This is a genomic window from Spirosoma panaciterrae DSM 21099 (assembly GCF_000374025.1).
Taxonomy (GTDB): Bacteria; Bacteroidota; Bacteroidia; order Cytophagales; family Spirosomataceae; genus Spirosoma; species Spirosoma panaciterrae.
In genome coordinates this window covers 1-19782 of record NZ_KB893201.1, presented here as the reverse complement: position 1 = coordinate 19782, position 19782 = coordinate 1, and the positions used below count along the sequence as shown (strand labels likewise).

The following is a 19782-nucleotide window of genomic DNA, read 5'->3' as shown; positions in this document are numbered from 1 at the left end:
GGTATCTTCCCCGGCTCTTACCCCATGCCCCCACCCCCTTTGCCCCATGCCTAAAACACCACCCAAACTCGCCGATAAACTGCTTCGCTTCTTTCTGGCCGATGACCGGCTCGAAGAAGTACAGGGTGATTTGCACGAAGAATACCGCTGGCAGGTCAACCGCGTGGGCGAGCGACGAGCCCGCTGGCGATACTGGCGCGATGTGCTGGGCTTTATGAAACCCTTTGCCATCAAGCCTAGACAGGTAAACAATACGCAGAACTACCGACGTTTTGCCAATCATTCAATAACTACTTTCCCAAACCCGATTATGCTACGAAACTATTTTTCCATTGCCTTTCGCCAGTTGTGGAAGAACCCGCTGTTTAGCAGCCTGAACATTGTAGGGCTAACCGTCGGCTTGGCGGTCAGTACGTTTATTGCGCTCTATGTCTGGCATGAGTTCCACTACGACCGCTTTGAGCCGTTTGCCAACCGAACGTACCGAATTGTATCGGCATCGAAATATGGCGAAAACGAAGTGTCGTTTCCCCAATTGCATCATTCATTTGGTAGTGAGGCTAAACGTCAGATTCCAGAAGTAGAAGAACTCGTTCGGTTTTCCAATGGCTTTGGCGATGTTATCCTCCAATCGGATCAGAATCATCGGTTTAAGGAAACTAACATTGGATACGCCGACGCATCGATCATACCCGTTATGGGGCTTAAGTTTCTCTACGGTGATGCGAAAACAGCCTTAAGCGAACCCGGACGGATTATTCTGACCCGCCAACTAGCCGAGAAGTATTTTGGCAACCAGAACCCTGTCGGCAAATCGCTGGTCTTCGATAAACATTTCCCGCTTACGGTATCGGGTGTGCTGGACGATTTACCGACCAACTCGGTCATTCAGTTCAACGGGCTGGTTTCGCTGGCGTCGATGCCTACGCTGGGAGATCGTCAACGCCACTTTTACGAAAGTGCGGGCTTTTTGAGCACCTTCCTGGTCTTGCGACCCGATGCCCGAGTCAGCGACATAGAAAAGAAACTTGTGACCGTGAAAGCGGGTATCAAATTCATCGATATGTCGGCCAATTATTTTCTGGAAGCTTTACCTACGCTACACCTGGACGCTCGGGGAGCACAGAGTGACGCCCGACAGTCGCTGTATATTCTGCTAACGGTGGCCCTGGTTATTCTGACGCTGGCCGTTATCAACTACATCAGCCTGACCACCGCCCGCGCAACCAAACGGTCTCGCGAAGTGGGAATTCGGAAGGCTATTGGCGGCCAACGCAGTGAGTTAATCGGGCAGTTTTTTCTGGAATCGTTCCTGACTACCACGCTGGCGTTTGCCCTATCGCTGGCCTTACTTCAGGCGCTGTTTCCGTGGGCCAATCAGGCGCTGAATTTGCAGATGGACAACCGGGTGCTGGCGCAGGGACCGTATTGGGCATTAATGCTTGGTCTTTGGCTGATTTGCTCGCTGCTGGCCGGTGGCTATCCGGCGCTGTTGCTGTCGGGCTTCCGTCCGGCGGTTGTGTTGAAAGGGTCGACTAACTGGCGGCAGAGTGGAGTTGGCGTTCGTCGGGTGTTCACAACGGTCCAGTTTACGGCCTCTATTGGGCTGTTGATCTGTAGTCTGGTGCTTTACACACAAATGCGATTTCTCCGCACTAGGAATCTGGGGCTTAACCGGTCGCAGGTGGTGGCGCTTCAGATCGACAACGAAATGACCCCGCAATTTACGGGTTTGCGCAATGCCGTTCGGCAATGGGCGGGTGAGGGAAATGTAGCCACAACCAACACCCGACTGTTCAGTAATGCTATGACGATGTTTATGAAGACCGAAAAAACGAAGAAACAACTGATGGTGAATGCCATTGAGGTCGATAAACCATTCTTCGCCATGATGGGCATTCAGTGGAAAAATCGTCCTCAGGGCTGGGAGAAAGGCCCTGTAACGCGGGAGCTAACCGTTTACAATCAAACGGTTCTGAAGGAGGCAGGGATCAACGGAAATCCCTCGCAGCAGCCGGCTCCGTTTAAAGGTCAGTCAACCGATGGCGTCGTGGTCGATTTCCATATCAACAGCCTGCATGGTGCGGTTTCACCGATGATGCTTACGGTTGTCAGCGATACCAGCCGGTCAATTCTGGCCAATGGCGGCTATCTGCTGGTTCGACTGAATCCGCAGACTAATGTTCCCGATGCGCTCGACCAGCTTAAGCAACTCTACGATCAGGCCCACCCAACGGCCCCCTTCGACTACTATTTTCTGGACGATGCCTATAACAAACTCTACGCCAAAGAAGAACGGCTGATGAGACTCTTCAACGGGTTCACGGCGCTCACCTTATTGGTCGCCTGCTTGGGTTTGTTGGGATTAATGACTTTTTCGGTCGAAGTACGAACCAAAGAAATTGGCGTTCGCAAAGTCTTGGGGGCCTCGGTGACGGGTATTGTGGTGTTGCTCTCGAAAGATTTTCTGAAACTGGTTTTGCTGGCGATACTGATCGCGTCGCCCATTGCGTGGTGGGCCATGAACCAATGGCTTCAACACTTCGCCTACAAAATTGATATGGCCTGGTGGATCTTCGCCCTGGCCGGTGGATTAGCCGTAGCCATTGCCCTGCTGACCATTAGCTTCCAGAGCATCAAAGCCGCGCTCATGAATCCGGTGAAAAGTTTGCGGTCGGAATAACGTGTAGCGACAGGGCATGCCCTGTCGCTACGGGCAACCTGTGTACGCATACGTGATTTGACTGGTAGTCGTACCATTATTGTTCGTTACAGACGCGTTCTGTTCTAAAGGCAAGCCCTGTTTATTGAGCGAATAACTAATTTTCTGCTCACTGAACTTCGTTACCGCATTAACCGTGGTACCCGAGTAACTTGACACATTGGTCACCAACCCCAGCGATTGATTCGTCGAGTTAAAATCGTAATAACCCTTGTCTGGATTGTAGTTGTACTTAACTACATCGGGCCATCCTTTAGGTGTAACAAAAGACGTTAATACTGCCTTACCAACCTGATAATCATAACTCACATAGGCAAGGCTTACTCCTGATAACTGATAGGTGCTTATGCGCCTGAGCAAACCCGTACTGTCATATTCATATTCGCTGAACTCTTTACTACCTGCCAATCGACTGCTTTTGATCCGACCTTTTTCAAATTCGTAGGCATGGTCATACTTATTCCCGCCAGTACTAAACGAATAATCTGTCTGAAGTCCTGCCAGGAAAAGAGACGTAGACCCAATGCCATTAGCCGATAAAATCGACTTTTTCAATAAACCAGTGCTGTCATAGGCAAACGTCTGCGCAAATAATGTCGTCCCCGAAACGGATTGATTGGTCAGCGCTGTCAAATGCTCATTGGCATACTGACAGGTCAGCGTACTCGCCAGTTGTCCATTCTCTCCTGTTCTTTTTATCGACAATAGGAACCCGGCATTATCATATACATAATCGTCCTGCCAACCTGCTGGCGACCAGTGCCGTTGAAGCTTCCCATCAGGCCCATAATTCCAATACTCGGCCGTTTTACTACTGCCTGACTGAATGGTTTTACTGCTTATGAAACAGTGCCCGACCTGGGTGGAGTCGGTCTGCGGAGGGGCATCCTTTGGGGAGCAACCCATATTCAGACAGACGACGATTCCATACCCTATACTAATTATCAACAGATATTGAAGGCTGCGTACTAGTGTTCTCATCCGTTTTTCAAGCTGTTTACCTAAATCTGGCCCAAAGCCCTGCTACCGCTATTGTTTGATGATTGGTTTAGTAACCTGCTGGTCGCCGACATGGATGCGCAGCCAATAGTCGCCTTGTGGATAATTTTGAAGGCCAACAGCAAACTCTCCCTGCCAGATTTGAGCCTGGTACAGTATATTCCCCCGCCGATCCAACAACTCCACCCAACCAGTCAGCGGTGGCAAAAATCCCTGGATACGCACATTCACTTCGGTAGTTGCCGGAACAGGATACACAACTATGGCATCGGCCAGCACAGGATTCTCAACAAGTGTCGTCGGTAAAACCGTTATCACAAGATGTTCGGTTTGGAAGATTGAATTGACACACCCATTTAAATAGGTTCTGAACTTTACGACCGCTCTACCGGGTTTGCTCGTATTGGGTATACCAGGTGAAATATCGCCCAATGAGTTATAGGCGTTCGGGTAATCGGGTAGCCCAATGATGGGCAAATCGCCAGATTCCCGAACATAAGCCACCTGAACATTATCGGGTAGAGGCTGAAGTCCGTACTCCCGTATCGAAACAGCTTTGTCACCCTGCCTGTAGGTAATTTCACCCCAGATTTCTCCATTTGTACTCCAAATATTAACAGGAACTGGCGATGGCGCCCTGGGACTGACCACTAGTTTTATTTCCGTCTTCTCGCTTTCACACCCATCCAGTAGTTGGGTTGCATAAAAATACTGGGTACCAGCCCCACCTTTTACAACGACAAAATAGTTGGGGGTACTACTGTCATTATAGGGGATACTACCGTCCGGGTTATATAACTTGGATACCGTCATCGGTGAAGTCACTGTTACCGAAATGCCTATAAATGCACTGTTAGAACCATTTGCCCGTTCGCATGTGGTAAGTAAAGCAGGGACTTTAGGTGGCTCGGGTTTGGCTTTGATACGCAACTGACTGGTACTTAGTGTACCAACTATTGCTGAATCAGCCGAAATCAGGCGCACCTGATAGGCGTTCCCGGCCTGTGCAGTGGCCGGAATGGTGGCCCGATACGTTACTTCACCACTCGCGGTAGTCGTCAAGGGGACTGATGTAACTGGCGAATACGTTATGCCATCTGCCGATATAATAACCCTGAGATTATTCACTTCGCCAGTTATTCGCCCCGCGACATCAAGTTGAGCGCCCGCACAAACGGCGGTTACGGCTAGTGGTAAGGTCGTGATGGATTGCGCCATGGTCTGTAGGCTACCTAAGCCGACCAGAACACCGACTACCAACAGATTAAGCCAGCCCTTTCGGATTAGCCGAAGCCAGTCTCGACAGGAAACAGCCTGCTTCATAGGGGTAAGGAAACGATGTGAAAAATAATCACCTCAAAAGTATAACCTTTACGGCCATACCATATAATGTCACATATGAAAATTAAAAACTTTTCAAGTTAATCCAACTGTCGGATAAGAATAAACGAGGCCAGTTCCGAAAGCAGTAGCAGATAATGGGTCGTCGCTAAGCCACCCAGCAGGTAGGCCAGGAAGACCTCATCGGCCAGGATGAAAGCGGCCCATAAACCGATTGTGATGCCAAAAGCCTGATGAATACTAGCTGTCTGTGTTAGTGTCTGGCGAGTAACGGCCCTGAAGGCTTTCCAGAAATAAATAGCCCCAATGCCTTCCCAAAGTATCACCCCGGCAAAGAACAGTCCCGATAACCAGGCTGGCGACTGATAGATAGCCAACACCCGAACGATGAGGGTATAATTGCCCGATACAAATGGCCAGTTTGCCGGAAGGATCGATAGGGTTTTTAGGGCATCGGCCGTATTACTCATCCAGACAATGGAAAAGTAGAGTGCCCAGAAAAGCATCAGTCCGGCCCGAATGCGTTTGTCGATAGTTTGCATGGCCTTATCGTTAACAGCATTAATGAGAGCAATATAGCACCAATGCGCTTAGATAGTTCATCGTTGGATAGTGAATCCTCTGTTGTTCGTTGTCGAATTCAATCTGGGTTACGATATTGCTTCTGACTTATTCTGTAGTATGACTACGCTAAAGCAATTTCTTAATTCGTTATCACCAGTTCAGGAATCATCCTGGCAGAAAGTAGCGATTCTTTTCCGGGAGACCAGCCTGAAAAAAGGCGATTTTTTTACTGTTGAAGGTCAACTGGCTACTCAATTTGCTTTTTTACAGTCTGGTGTCGTCCGAGGGTATTATCGGGACCCGAAAGGTATTGAGTACAACAAACATTTTTTTGTGTCGTCCTCAATCATTGGAGGCTACACATCCCTAATAACGGGCAAGCCGAATCAAATTATTCAACAAGCTCTAACGGATTGTTCCTTACTCCAGGCCGACTATATGGCCTTGACCAACCTATACGATACCTGCCCCGATCTGGAGCGAGTCGGTCGGCGTTTTGCCGAGCGCTATTTTGTTGAAAAAGAACGGAAAGAGGTAGAAATCGTGCTTTACAATGCCGAAAAACGTTATCACATTTTTCGTGATCAATATCCGGGCCTGGAACAGCAAATTCCGCAATATCACATTGCTTCTTACCTGGGCATAACACCAACCCAATTAAGCCGCATTCGGCACAAACTAGCCCGATCGTAATTTCTTTACCTATGTAAATGGATAGCAGGTTATTCCGGCCGAATTTTGCACTTCTCTAACAAGCTATCTATCAGGAGTAAAACTATGTCTGGTTGGTCAATCAGGAGTTATCTGCCTACACTTATTCGTGCTGTTGGGCTTCATTGCTGGCTGTTTGTTATCAACAGCCAAACAATTGCTCAGTCGCAATCGATGGCTCAGAAAGTAGATCATTTTATACAGCTAAAGCTAGCGAAGAGCAGTGTTCCTGGCTTAGCGATAGCCATTGTCCATAAAGATTCGCTACTCTTTGCGAAGGGTTATGGCAAAACCGGAACAAACACACCAATTACGACCAACACTCCCTTTGCCATTGCCTCGCTTAGTAAGGCCTTTACAGCCATGGCGATTATGCTGCTAGTGGATTCGGGACAAATCGATCTCGATTCACCGGTAGAACGATACATTCCTTCGTTTGTCACGGCCGATTCACATGCACAGGCCATTACCATTCGCCAACTGCTGAACCAAACCAGCGGATTAGCCGATACTGGCTTCCCCGAACTGGCTTTTTCCCAACAGCCCACTACGGCAAACGAGGCTTTGCATCAGCTAAATATGGCTCATTTAGTAACCAGGCCGGGCGAGCAATTTCACTACCATAATCCAAACTATCGGATTCTGGCAAACGTAGTAGAAGCCGTTAGTCACGAACCCTTCGCTCACTATTTAGAGAAACATATTTTTGAGCCACTTCACATGGTGCATACCAGCGATGTAGCCACAACACAAGAATTTTTCGACGGGACTCTTCCTCTGGATAAAGGCCATATTTTCGTCATGGGAAAGCCTGTGGCTATTCAGGAGCCCGACTGGTTTATCGATGGCGCTGCGGGCATACGATCCAGTGTCAACGATTTGGCTTATTGGCTCATTGTCCAATTGCAGCATGGGCAATTTGAGAACAGGCAATTAGTAAGCCCCCAGTCGATGAGGATAATGCAGAGCGTTCCTGCAAAGCCAGCATCGCGCTACGGAATGGGTTGGTTTCTGACGGAAGACGCAAACCTGTACCATAGCGGAATTCTGTGGACTTACAGCGCCGAGCAATTGATCCTAACGAAAGAGGAATATGGCATTGTCCTATTGTTCAACGGCGGCCTTAACCCATTCGTGGATTACTATTCATTTATACAAGGGGTTGCCGATATTCTGGAAAATCAGGAACCCAGCCTTCCCGTTCTCCCCGACTGGTTTTATAGTGTTTGTGTGAATGTCGTTTTATTACTGCTTATCGGCCTGACTATACGACGGCTGTTTCGTAGCAAACCTTCAAGTGTGGCTAACCAGCAACCATCCATCTGGCGTTTTGGATTCTATCTTTTTCTACGGCTGCTACCCATTATTCTTTTTATCCTGGTTCCGTCGCTGATTACAGCGATAAGTGGCCGGGTATTGAACTGGGAACGGATCTTCCTAATGCTGCCAGATATCATTCTGGAACTCGGTTGTGTTGCCCTGCTGAATATGGCGGTAGCAGTCGCTCAGGCCGTTCGCTTTTGGAGAAAGTCAGTTCCTGCCTGACACCTTACTCGCTCAAAAGTCTCTACTTTTTACCAAGCTGGTACCTCATCGATACCAGACCTGTAGAGTACGTTTGCGTATCCAGCAACTTGAGGCTTACGCGTTCCTTTAATCCCGCAAAAAGCGGTTTCCCGCCCCCTAACAGGATTGGGTGAACGGCCAGAAAGAGTTCATCGATCAGTCCTTCTTCCATGAACGAACGAGTCAGGTCGGCTCCCCCAAACAACCAGAAATCGTTGCCCGGCTGGCTTTTTAGTCGATCGACCTGCGCTTTTACATCTCCACTAACTAACTCAGCCCCTTCTCCCACGTTTTTCAGTGTCGTTGAGAATACGTATTTCTTAAACTGAGGAAAGGAATATTCACTAGCCGCTTCATTCGGATTCGTCATCAACTCGTAGCTTTTTCTGCCGATAAAAATGGAGTCGATGCGGGCCAGAAATTCGGTCATACCATAATCCTGATCGGTAAAGCACCAGTCGTATTCGCCGTTAGGGCCTTCAATGTAGCCATCCAGACTAACGGCCACGCATAACACTACGTTTCGCTTGTTCATTCGTATTGGTTTAGTTGTCGGGTGATGTCCGGTTTGCGGACAGGGCGTGTCCAGAATCGGACAGATCGTTCGGGATCTATTAGCCAAAAATAGCCAAAAAATGCCAGAAATGGGCTTTTCGGGAGTTGGCACCCCATTTGATCGGCATTATCGTATAAAATAACAAACCATGAAAAGGGCCTTTCTGGGAGAGTTTGAAGAAGTGGTTTTACTGACTGTAGCGATTCTTGACGAAGAAGCCTACGGCGTAACGGTAACGCAGGAAATAGAGCAAAAAACCGGACGTGCGGTCGGATTCAGTACCGTTCATACGACCCTGCAACGGCTGGAAGAAAAAGGCTACCTGGCCTCGCGTATGGGTGGCGCTACGGCCGAGCGAGGTGGCCGACGGAAACGTTATTTTACCGTAACGGCGGCTGGTCGGAAAGCCCTGGCCGAAGTCAAACAGGTTCGTGAGGAACTCTGGAATGCGTTACCTCCGCAAACGCTTCAACTGATGGGAGGATGAAAATCGCGACGAAACCACCCCGCTTCGCCACCTGGCTCCTGGAAACGTTCGGTCATCCTGATACCTCAGAAGAAGTGCAGGGCGACTTGCTGGAACTATATGACTATTGGGTCGAGACCGCCGGCCAGCAAAAGGCCGACTGGCGCTATAGCCTGAATGCTCTGAAACTACTGTGGCCACTGGCTAAGCAAAAAAGAAACGAACAGTACACAACACCTTTCTTTTTAGGTCCTGATATGATACGTAATTATCTGACGGTTGCTTTTCGCAATCTGATTCGCAACAAAGCCTTTTCAGCCATCAACATAACGGGTCTGGCACTGGGCATGGCCTCCAGTCTGTTTATCCTACTGTGGGTACAGGACGAACGAAGTGTTGACGCTTTCCATGCCAATGGGAAATACCTGTATCAAGTCTACGAACGCCAGCAGGCAGATGGTAAAACCGATGCGAGTTATACCACCCAGGGCTTACTAGCCGATGAGTTGAAACGGGTTATTCCTGAAGTTCAGTATGCCAGCAGCATTCAGGGAAATCATATTACCGCTACCGCCTTTGAAGCAGACGATAAGCTGAACAAAATGGATGGTACGTTTGCCAGCGACGATTTCTTTCGGATGTTCAGCTACCCGCTTCTCCAGGGCACGCCCGAAACCGCCTTGGCGACGCCCAATGGCATTGCGATTTCCCGAAAAATGGCCGATTATTTTTTCGGAAGCCCGGAACAGGCCATGGGCAAAGCTATTCGTTACGAAAACAGAGAAGACCTGATGGTCGCTGCGGTCTTCGAAAATATCCCGGCCAACTCGTCGCAACGGTTCGATTTCCTGCGTGGCTGGAAAGCGTATGTAGCGCAGAACGACTGGGTTCATAACTGGAGCAACACCGATCCATACACCTATATTCAGCTACGGGCTGATGCGAACCCGGAGGCTGTCGAAGCTAAGATCAAGGATTTTCTATATCGGTATAAACCCAAAAATCCGTCGTTCGTCGAAGAACTCGCCCTGCAACCTTATTTAGAAACCTACCTCCATTCGACCTTGAAAAATGGCCGACCCGAGGGTGGGCGGATTGAATACGTTCGTCTGTTCAGTGTTGTCGGTATTTTTTTGCTGGTCATTGCCTGCATCAACTTTATGAATCTGGCCACGGCCCGCTCGGCAAAACGGGCCAAAGAGGTAGGTGTTCGAAAAGTGGTTGGTGCCATCCGGTCAGCGTTGATGGGGCAGTTCGTGGGTGAGGCCATGCTGCTGACCTTATTCTCGATGATGCTGGCGATGGGGCTGGTAGCACTTGCCTTGCCTGCCTTCAACAACCTGACGGGCAAACAGTTAACCCTTCCATTCGGGCAGCCTGTTTTCTGGGCTACGTTGGTCGGGTTACTACTCACAACTGGCTTTTTATCGGGTAGCTATCCGGCTGTTTTCCTGTCGTCGCTGAGTCCGATTCGGGTGCTGAAAGGTCGATTGCAGTTTAGTCCCGGTGCGGCCAATTTTCGCAAAAGTCTGGTTGTGTTTCAGTTTGGACTGTCTATGCTGCTGATTGTCGGTATGCTTGTGATGTACCGCCAGATGACCTATATCCAAACCAAAAATCTGGGCTACGACCGTGAAAACCTGCTTTATCTACCCATTGAAGGCGATCTGACAACTAAATACAATCTGTTTAAATCAGAAGCCAGTCGTTTATCGGGGATTGTGTCGGTGTCCCGAATTCGCAATTCGCCCACCACCATCGATCATCATACGGGCGACATTCGCTGGGTAGGCAAAGACCAGAACCAGACCGTATCAATGGCTGATGTACTGGTCGGGTACGATTTTGTAAAAACCATGCGTCTCAAATTAGCCGACGGCCGGGATTTCTCGACGGATTTCGGCTCCGATTCGGTCAGTTATTCCGGTTTTCTGGTAAACCAGGCCGCCGTCAGGAAGTTCGGCTATAAAAACCCCGTTGGCAAGCCACTTTGGTGGGGCAACAACGAAGGGAAGATCATTGGTGTACTGAACGACTTTCATTTCAGTTCAATGCACCAGGCCATCGAACCGTTGGTGATTCGGCTGGATGAAAGCAAACCATTCGGAACCGTACTCGTACGTACTGAAGCAGGTAAAACCAAAGAAGCACTGGCCAGTTTGGAAAAAACGTGGCAGCAGTTGAATCCCAAATTTCCGTTTACGTATCAGTTTTCCGATCAGGAATTTGCCCGATTGTACAAAAGTGAGCAGATGGTGAGTCAGTTAGCCAATTACTTTGCGGTTCTGGCCATTTTTATCTCCTGCCTGGGCCTGTTTGGTCTGGCGACGTTTACGGCCGAGCAACGAACCAAAGAGATTGGCGTTCGAAAAGTGCTGGGCGCATCGGTAGGTAGTGTCGTTACGCTGCTATCACGCGATTTTCTAAAACCCGTGTTGATGGCCATTCTCATCACGACGCCTATTGGCTGGTACGTGATGCATAAATGGCTAGCCGATTTCGCCTACAAAGTTGATCTCTCCTGGTGGATATTCGCCCTGGCAGGTGGACTGGCTGTCGGCATTGCCCTGCTGACCGTGAGCTTCCAAAGCATCAAAGCCGCGCTGATGAATCCGGTCAAATCATTACGGTCGGAATAAATAGCATAGGGCTTATGGCATGGGGCTTAGGAGTAACCCTATGCCCTAGGCCCTGTACCCTTACCCCCTGCCCCAACCCCTTCGCCCCATGCCCTACACCCCGCCCCGTTTTACTACCTGGCTGCTGAAAACCTTCGGTCATCCTGATACCTCGGAAGAAGTGCAGGGCGATCTGCTGGAACTGTATGACCACTGGGTGAAGACTGAGGGAAAGCAAAAAGCCAACTGGCGCTACTTATTGAATACGCTGAAACTGTTGCAGCCACTGGCCAAACCACGCTATAAAGAATCATATACATCCCGGAATCGCTCCGGCGAACCGGCCGTATCACCTTTTTCACTGAGCCCTGCTATGCTACTGAATTATGTCAAAATAGCTTATCGCAACTTACTCAACAACAAGGGCTTTTCGGCCATCAACATCACCGGACTTGCGTTGGGGATTGCCTGTTCAATCGTGTTGTTCCTATTCATTCTCGATGAGCTAAACTTCGACGAATTCAATAAAAAAGCCAGCCAGACCTATCGGCTTTACGTTCACAGTTCGATTAACAACGAAGAAGCGAACAATGCCAAGACGGCACCTCCGGCTGGCCCTACACTGGTGCAGATGCTCCCTGAAGTGCTCACCCAAACCCGTATCGGCTACTTTGGCGTACACGAGTTGCGGTTCAAAGACAAGATTTTCAGAGAAAACAGTATCTACACGGCCGACTCCACCTATTTCGATGTGTTTACGCTGCCTTTCGTTCACGGCGACCCGTCGATTGCCCTCAAAAAGCCGAACAGTATTGTCCTGACCGAAACCATGGCCAGGAAGTATTTCGGCGAGGAAAACCCGACGGGAAAATCGTTGCTGGTCGATGGGACGAACGCCTATCAGATTACGGGTGTCATGAAAGACTTTCCCGATAAGTCGCATTTCCGTTGTGATTTCCTGTTGTCGATGTCGACCTATCCCGAGGTTAATCAACAAAACTGGCTGCAAGGGGATTACTCCACGTACATTGTTCTCAAAGAGGGGGTAGACCCAGCGCGGGTCGAGCGCAAAATGCAGCAAGTGATTCTTGACCGTTTAGGGCCTGAAATCGAAAAAGCATTGGGCTTTTCGATGCAGCAATTTCTGGCCAACGGCAATGTATTTGAGTATCGCATGCAACCGCTATTATCCATTTATCTGCACGCAAAGCGGCAATACAATATCGACCCCAATACCGAGTGGGGGAATGCCCGAATCGGCGACAGTATGTATGTGTATATTTTCTCGGTGGTGGCCTTATTTATTCTGCTGATTGCCGTCATCAATTTCGTCAACCTATCGACAGCCCGTTCCGAGAAGCGTGCCAAAGAAGTAGGCATCCGAAAAGCCATTGGTTCGAGTCGCCTAAAACTAATGGGGCAGTTTACGACCGAATCCCTGTTGATGACTGGTCTTTCGGTCCTTGTGGCGTTGTTTTTGGTACAACTCCTACTTCCCGGCTTCAACCAGCTCGCCGGTCGGCAGTTGACACTCCCCCTTTTTACCAATGCGTATACCCTTCCGTCGCTACTTGCTTTTACACTCCTTGTAGGCCTGCTGGCGGGAAGTTATCCAGCCTTTTTTTTATCGTCTTTTCAACCGATCGAGGTCTTAAAATCGGGCGTACAAAAACGGAAATCCTCCTTACGTAGCCTGTTGGTAATTACCCAGTTCTCGATATCGATTACCCTAATTCTGGCTATGATCATCATCCGCAACCAATTGGGGTATCTTCAGCACAAAGACCTTGGATTTAACAAAGAACACTTACTCTCGATCAACAATGGGGCAGCACTGGGCGATAAACTCAAAGCATTTAAAGCGGAGTTATTGAAAAATCCAGCCATACTATCGGTCAGCAACTCATCCCTATTATTTGCAAACGGCATTCCGGGAAGTGCTTATTTGTTCGGAAAACGGTCGGGCACCGATCCCGTTTTATGCCAGTTTCTGGATGTCGATGCGGATTTCGTAAAAACGTTTGCGGTGCCGTTAAAAGCCGGGCGCTTTTTCGCCAACAATCGGCTGGCCGACAGCACCGCTGTGGTTATCAACGAAGCGGCATTGCGAGCGTTTAATACGAGCAATCCGTTAGATCAGCTAATTACCGAAGTCGATGTAAACGGTTCTAAAACCTATAAAATCATTGGTGTTCTAAAAGACTTCAATTATGAATCGCTTCACCGCCAAGTTCGTCCTTTGGTGTTTCACCTTAGTCCTGTCCGGCAAGCTACCAGTATTTTAAACATCCGAATTCAGCCCAATGCCACAAAAAAAGCGATTGATTACATCGAAGAGACCTGGCAACGATTCGAAAAAACGGAACAATGTCACTATTCGTTTTCCGATGAGCGACTGGCACGACTGTACGAATCGGAACAAAAAACGAGTATCATCGCTACGATCTTTTCGGCTCTGGCCATCTTTATTGCCTGCCTGGGCTTGTTTGGTCTGGCCGTTTTCATAACCGAGCAACGCACCAAAGAAATAGGCATCCGGAAAGTGCTAGGGGCCAGTATTCCTGAAATTCTGTTTCTTTTATCGCGGCAATTTATCACCTGGGTCGCCATCGCCATTCTGATTGCCTCGCCCATTGCCTGGTACGCCATGAGCCGATGGCTCGACAACTTTGCCTACCGCGTCGCTATTTCATGGTGGATTTTTGCGTTGGCCGGGTTGCTGGCTGTCGGCATTGCCCTCGTCACAGTAAGTTTTCAGAGTATCAAAGCCGCCTTGATGAATCCAGTCAAATCATTACGAACGGAATAGCAAAGGGCATGGGGCCAAGGGCATAGGGTAAGCCCTAAGACAAGCTCTTCACCCCACGCCCTATGCCCCAACCCTCATGCCCTTTGCCTGATGTCAAACACCCCACCCCGTTTCGCCACCTGGCTCCTCGAACACTTCGGTCACCCTGACTCCCGAGAGGAAGTGCAAGGAGACTTGCTCGAACTCTATGACTACTGGGTCAAGACGGTAGGCGTTCGGAAAGCGAATTGGCGCTATAGTTTGAATGCATTGAAATTGTTACGGCCTTGGGCCCAATCAAAAACAGCTAAAAAGTACCCTCAACCCATTTTAGTAAGTCCTGCTATGATTCGCAATTATGTCAAAATCGCCTGGCGTAATCTGAGCCACGCCAAAGTTTTTTCGCTCATCAACGGATTTGGTCTGACGCTGGGAATGACCTGCGCCCTGCTGGTTTTTCTGGTTATTGTTCACGAAACCAGCTACGACAAGCACCATAAAAACGGGGACCGCATCTACCGGGTCGAAACGGCTAATAACAGCGACCCGAATACCCATCCGGGAACCTACACCGAAATGGCCGTGGTGCTCCCCAAAGAAGCACCTGAGTTTGCGTCTATCGTGCCGATTTATTACCAGTGGGGCAAAGGGCTGGCGGTTCCCGCATCCGGCGAGTTTTTTAAAGAGCGGGTTGCGTTTACCAATTCCAGCCTCTTTCAACTTCTCGACTACCAATGGGTGACGGGCGATGCCCGTACAGCCCTCTCTCAACCAGATCAGGTGGTTTTGACCGAATCCTATGCGAAGAAAATGTTTGGTAGCACGGATGTTATTGGCAAAACCATTCGGTACGATACGAAAGAAGACCTGCGTGTAACCGGCGTTCTGAAAGACTACCCCAAAACCACCAATTTCCCGTTCGATGTACTGGTTTCGTTTCCAACACTCAAGCGCGTACAACCCGATTTCGACTCGCACGGCTGGAACGGCTTTGGAGATAATTTTCAGATTTATACCTTACTGAAGCCTGGCTTTCGGCCAGAGCAGTTAACGAGTCGGTTTCATGCCATTCAGGTCAAGTATCAAAAAGACCCTAAAACCATTGAGCATCAGCACTTCGTACTCAATCCGCTTTCCCAGCTCCATTATTCATTCAATTTCAGCGGACGGCAGGCCAATAGCAAACTGCTCAATATACTCGCTCTCATCGGGGCGTTTGTGCTCCTGATTGCCTGTATCAACTTTATTAACCTGACAACCGCTCAGGCCCTCAAACGAGCGAAAGAAATTGGTATTCGCAAAGCGGTGGGTAGCAACCGGCTGTCGCTCATTTACCAGTTTCTGACCGAAGCCGGACTGATTACCTTCCTGTCTACCTTACTGTGTATGTTACTGGCCTGGCTAGTGCTTCCCAGCATCGCCACCATGATGGGCTTACCACTAACCGCTTCCGATCTGTTCACCTGGAAAATTGGCGTATTTCTGGCCGGACTAGCTGGTTTGACCACCCTTCTGGCCGGAACGTATCCCGCCTTTCGGTTGTCAGGAATGCCGCCCATCTGGGCTTTAAAAAGTAACAAGCTCCCGCAGGGCGAACGCAGCGCAACACTTCGGCAGGGATTGGTAGTCGTTCAGTTTACGGTCTCGATGATTCTGATTAGCAGCGCCTTACTGATTAATCGTCAGTTGTCTTTTTTTCAGAATGCCGATCTAGGTTTCAATAAAGCCGCTCTCATCACCGTTGGGCTGCCCGACAACAAGCCCGAGAAGCTACAAACCTTGCGGGCTCAGTTGATGGAATCGCCACAGATCAAAGAAGTGAGCTTTTCGTTCAACAGTGCATCGGCCGAAAGCAACTGGATGCAGGGTATGCAATACCGAAAAGGAGCAACGCCCATTGAGATTAAGACGCAGATGAAAATGGGCGATTCGCATTACCTGGACACCTATGGCATTCAACTGCTGGCGGGCGAAAAGCTCAGGGACACCGATACGTCGAAGGCGTCGTTTAAGATTATTGCCAATGAAATATTCATAGACCGAATGGGCATTCGCGAGCCAGCCGATGCCATTGGTCAGAAAGTCTATTTCGGGGACGGGCAGGAGTTTGCTACGATTGTCGGGGTTGCGAAAAACTTCCATGTCAATTCGCTGCATCAGAAAATCGACCCAACGGTTATTCAGGTGGTTCCGAATAATTTTTATCAGGCAGGCATCAAACTCCAAAGCGAAACACCTACCACCGAATCGATACAGGCGGCTCTGGGCACCATCGAAAAAGCCTGGAAAACTACGTTTCCGAATCAGGTGTTTGAGTACGACTTTCTGGATAAAACCCTGGCGCAGGCCTATCAGAACGAAACCCGAACCTCGCAACTGATCGAAACGTCTACCCTGATCGCCATTTTGATCGCCTGCCTGGGCCTGTTCGGTCTGGCTACGTTTTCGGCCGAGCAGCGCACCAAAGAAATCGGTATTCGGAAGGTATTGGGGGCGTCCGTTACCAGCATCATTGCCCTCATGACCAAAGATTTCCTGAAACTCGTAGCCATTGCTATGCTGATAGCCTCACCCATTGCCTGGTATGCCATGAGTCAGTGGCTGCAAAATTTCGAGTTCAAAATCGGAATCAGTTGGTGGGTATTTGCCCTGACAGGTCTGTTAATGGCGGTCATTGCTATGCTGACGGTTAGTTTCCAGAGCATCAAAGCCGCGCTGATGAATCCGGTCAAATCGCTACGGTCGGAATAATTGGGTGCAGCAATTGATGCGCCAATAGAGTATTTTTTGTCATTGCTCCTGCCGCACCGATAGCCCAGGGGCAATGATAAAAATCAATGTCTTACAAAAATTTAAAATAGGACCTTAAAGTCGGCTAGCTCATCGAGTTTCTGGGTCATCAACTCGTTTAGATTATCAGGGAGATAAGGGAGCTTTGATTATAAAAAAATGAGCAACGGCTTTTGTGGGCTCATCCATTTTATGCGTAAAATGACAATAGTTTGGACATGAATTCGCATTTCTTGTGTATCGTTTTACGGCTGCCACTAACGAACAGGTATTGGCGAAGGCACGGCAATAGACTTCCGTCAGCTGAAGATTGGAACAAATGCTGATAGAAGTACAAATGCTCAATTACCTCCGTCTGCCGTGCTTTTGCCAATACCATGTTAGCGGTTCGTTGTTTTTGTCTGTCAATTCATAATTTCTCCTTTACTGCTCTCCAATTCTTCACGGAACTTTTGCGGGCCTTCTGGTTTTGGTCTTTCCCAATCTGTAACATCTCCTATAATTTTTTAAGGTGCTTCGGAACGATATGAACGAGTTGGATTGCTTGGGAATTTTTTATCCGTAAGGTTTGGGTCATTTTCAAAACTTCCTGTCGGTTCAATAATATAAACTCGTTTTTTATCGTCACCTTTTGCTAATGCGGCAGCAAGTCCTGCACCATTAACTAGTGCTGTGAAATAAATATGATTCATTTTAAAATCAGATTTGTAATTTGAATTAGCGCCTGCTATCAGTAAGTCGCCAATTTGTAAATCGGCTTTCGTCCCGTGATAAAATGGACCTTTGTCAGAAGGATTGTATTTATACGAAATTGCCAAGTCAGCATTCGCCTATGCTTTTATTGGATCTTTTAATTCTTCGTAACAATTTGCTATTTTTAAATAAAGCGAAGGGAAAGCACTTTTAACTGTTTCATCATTTACATTCAATGCAAACTGTAAGGTTGTTTCAAACCACTCTAATTTTTTCAGAAACAGTTTTTTGGTTTCGGGCAACACAATGTGCTGCAAGAAATTTTTCAAAATCATTTGATGCTTCGTCAAAGCCTTGCAGAAAAAGTTTGTTTACTTCCATCTCCATGCCTTGAAGACAGAGTTTAACGACATTATTAAAAGTATAAAATTCCATTTTGTGAATTTTATACTTTTGGTTTACTATATTTTTCGTTTATACAAAAGGTCAAAATCATGCTCCCATTCTTTGCCATCAAACGATTTACTCCATGCTCCGACAATTGTATTCCTGTCTTCACTAATCTTGCCTTCAAAACTTTGCATGAAGTTTGGTGCGTTTCGCCATATTTTCCATGTATCATCGTTGAAAGACATTTCATAGACACGTGAAACATGACGGTCATCAAAATATAGAGCCGTATAATTAGGGAAATCTTGGTCACGTCCAATGAGCCAAGTTGAATGAGGTGTTACTTTTGTTCCTAGTCGTAAAACTAAAAATTCACCTTCTTCAAACCATTCAAATGTGGCTACACTTTGTATAGTTGTCGATAGGTCTGGAAGAAATGAGGCATTTGAAATTTCTGCTGTCCAATTTCCAATTAATACTTCAAGGTCTTTTATTGATGGATTGATTGTCATTCTGATTTTATTTTACGTTTCTTGTGTGTCGTTTTACAATGACCGCTAACGGTTCTCGGCTTGGCGTTCGGGCGGGTTTAGGATCACAAAGCTTCAATTTATTACAAATGTTCAATAGAAGTATAAAGCTCCAATGTTTGCACGTCAGCCCGCCTGACGCAAAACCCGTGTTGTGTGCTGTGCTGTCTGAAAGTGCGGAGGGTCTCTTCATTTGTATCTTATGAGTTGCTCTTACTTCGTAATAAATAAGACCTTTTCTAAAGCAATATAATTAGGCATTTTTATAAACTCTTTCGCTTGCAAATAATCAACTCTTGATTGTTTTTGTCAGATATTTCTAGGGGAATTAAGCCCGTAGGTGCAACTACAATCTTCAACAAATCTCTATCCAACTCATAAGCAACACTTACAGGCTTGGAATCAGACAGCATTTCTTCTGGCTGAATAATAATTAACTTGGGGTTGCTGTTCGTGTCCAACTTGAAAAAATAATTCACCTCCTTCCCTGTTTCGTCGGTAAAAGTAATTTTATCTTCTTTGAAGACATACATAAAAGACACATCCTTTTTGATGCCGTTTATGCTTTCAGTTTGTGCTAACCAGACTCCTTGTATTTTTGCTTGGTCATTAGATTTTGAAGCATTTCTAACGACACCACAAGACAAGATAAATAAAAAAATCAATATAATGATGGAAGGCTTTATAATTATCATATTACCAAAGCATTTAATTGTACTAAAGATTGTAAAGTTGTGGTAGTGCATCATTTTTTAGAGCGTGTTGGGAAACTGAGAAAGGTTGAAGGTCGTGCCAACTTTGTGGTCGCCAAACTACAAAGACATGACCAAACAGTGGGAACCACTGACCGACCTTCAATGGGCAGCAATTTCGGCTTTTTTTGACCTTCAGCGCAAGCGTAAACACGAATTACGTACCATCATGGATGCTATTTTCTGGCTCTTACGTACAGGTTGTCAATGGCGCAATTTGCCTTCTAACTTTCCTCACTGGCAAGCTGTATATTATTACTTTGATCGCTGGAAAAAAGCCGATCGCTTCGAACACA

The 19782-nt window shown here is 47.7% G+C and carries 15 protein-coding genes and 1 pseudogene; 8 read left to right on the top strand and 8 right to left on the bottom strand.

Features of this window, described 5'->3' with window-relative positions:
- Positions 1 to 46: 46 nt before the first annotated feature.
- Positions 47 to 2683 (top strand): permease prefix domain 2-containing transporter, encoded by a 2637-nt coding sequence (locus B153_RS0124040; RefSeq protein WP_020599300.1) that lies wholly within the window; start codon positions 47 to 49, stop codon positions 2681 to 2683.
- 27 nt (positions 2684 to 2710) lie between these two features.
- On the opposite strand, the gene B153_RS0124035 is transcribed toward B153_RS0124040, so the two are convergent.
- The 3 genes from B153_RS0124035 to B153_RS0124025 form a co-directional block, all read right to left on the bottom strand.
- Complete coding sequence (locus B153_RS0124035) at positions 2711 to 3703, bottom strand: hypothetical protein (protein ID WP_157634810.1); 993 nt, start codon at positions 3701 to 3703, stop codon at positions 2711 to 2713.
- Positions 3704 to 3751: 48 nt separating this feature from the next.
- Positions 3752 to 5044: a T9SS type A sorting domain-containing protein gene (locus tag B153_RS0124030; protein WP_020599298.1), complete on the bottom strand. Its 1293-nt coding sequence runs from the start codon at positions 5042 to 5044 to the stop codon at positions 3752 to 3754.
- A 98-nt stretch (positions 5045 to 5142) separates the two neighbouring features.
- A complete protein-coding gene (locus B153_RS0124025) occupies positions 5143 to 5604 on the bottom strand; it encodes a hypothetical protein (RefSeq protein ID WP_020599297.1) in 462 nt (153 codons plus the stop codon).
- Positions 5605 to 5743: 139 nt separating this feature from the next.
- Here B153_RS0124025 and B153_RS0124020 point away from each other — a divergent pair, with 139 nt between their 5' ends.
- Positions 5744 to 6319, top strand: a complete 576-nt coding sequence (locus tag B153_RS0124020; RefSeq protein WP_040761958.1) for a Crp/Fnr family transcriptional regulator — start codon at positions 5744 to 5746, stop codon at positions 6317 to 6319.
- Positions 6320 to 6403: 84 nt separating this feature from the next.
- The gene (locus B153_RS0124015; protein WP_083928243.1) at positions 6404 to 7882 is read left to right on the top strand and encodes a serine hydrolase domain-containing protein; all 1479 of its coding nucleotides are present in this window, start codon (positions 6404 to 6406) and stop codon (positions 7880 to 7882) included.
- 22 nt (positions 7883 to 7904) lie between these two features.
- On the opposite strand, the gene B153_RS0124010 is transcribed toward B153_RS0124015, so the two are convergent.
- Positions 7905 to 8438, bottom strand: a complete 534-nt coding sequence (locus B153_RS0124010) for a dihydrofolate reductase family protein (protein ID WP_020599294.1) — start codon at positions 8436 to 8438, stop codon at positions 7905 to 7907.
- 169 nt (positions 8439 to 8607) lie between these two features.
- Here B153_RS0124010 and B153_RS0124005 point away from each other — a divergent pair, with 169 nt between their 5' ends.
- From B153_RS0124005 to B153_RS0123990, 4 genes are all read left to right on the top strand, one after another.
- Positions 8608 to 8946, top strand: a complete 339-nt coding sequence (locus B153_RS0124005) for a PadR family transcriptional regulator (RefSeq protein ID WP_020599293.1) — start codon at positions 8608 to 8610, stop codon at positions 8944 to 8946.
- The gene (locus B153_RS0124000) at positions 8943 to 11564 is read left to right on the top strand and encodes an ABC transporter permease (RefSeq protein WP_020599292.1); all 2622 of its coding nucleotides are present in this window, start codon (positions 8943 to 8945) and stop codon (positions 11562 to 11564) included. The genes B153_RS0124005 and B153_RS0124000 overlap by 4 nt, the downstream gene beginning before the upstream one ends.
- 88 nt (positions 11565 to 11652) lie before the next feature.
- Positions 11653 to 14352, top strand: a complete 2700-nt coding sequence (locus B153_RS0123995) for an ABC transporter permease (protein WP_020599291.1) — start codon at positions 11653 to 11655, stop codon at positions 14350 to 14352.
- Between the two features lie 90 nt (positions 14353 to 14442).
- A complete protein-coding gene (locus B153_RS0123990) occupies positions 14443 to 17082 on the top strand; it encodes an ABC transporter permease (RefSeq protein ID WP_020599290.1) in 2640 nt (879 codons plus the stop codon).
- A gap of 443 nt (positions 17083 to 17525) precedes the next feature.
- Here B153_RS0123990 and arr read toward each other — a convergent pair.
- The 4 genes and pseudogenes from arr to B153_RS0123975 all read right to left on the bottom strand — a co-directional run bounded on the left by arr (position 17526) and on the right by B153_RS0123975 (position 19483).
- Positions 17526 to 17939 (bottom strand): annotated as a pseudogene (gene arr, locus B153_RS38340) (NAD(+)--rifampin ADP-ribosyltransferase).
- A 12-nt stretch (positions 17940 to 17951) separates the two neighbouring features.
- Entirely contained in the window at positions 17952 to 18164 is a 213-nt protein-coding gene (locus B153_RS38335) for a hypothetical protein (protein ID WP_211221708.1), read from the bottom strand.
- 111 nt (positions 18165 to 18275) lie between these two features.
- Positions 18276 to 18716, bottom strand: coding sequence for a hypothetical protein (locus tag B153_RS35760; RefSeq protein WP_020599289.1), 441 nt, complete (start codon positions 18714 to 18716; stop codon positions 18276 to 18278).
- Between the two features lie 281 nt (positions 18717 to 18997).
- Positions 18998 to 19483, bottom strand: a complete 486-nt coding sequence (locus B153_RS0123975) for a TIGR03067 domain-containing protein (RefSeq protein WP_020599288.1) — start codon at positions 19481 to 19483, stop codon at positions 18998 to 19000.
- A 73-nt stretch (positions 19484 to 19556) separates the two neighbouring features.
- Between B153_RS0123975 and B153_RS35755 the strand changes: the two genes are divergently transcribed.
- On the top strand, positions 19557 to 19782 hold a 226-nt coding region (locus tag B153_RS35755; RefSeq protein ID WP_040760967.1), incomplete at its 3' end, for a transposase.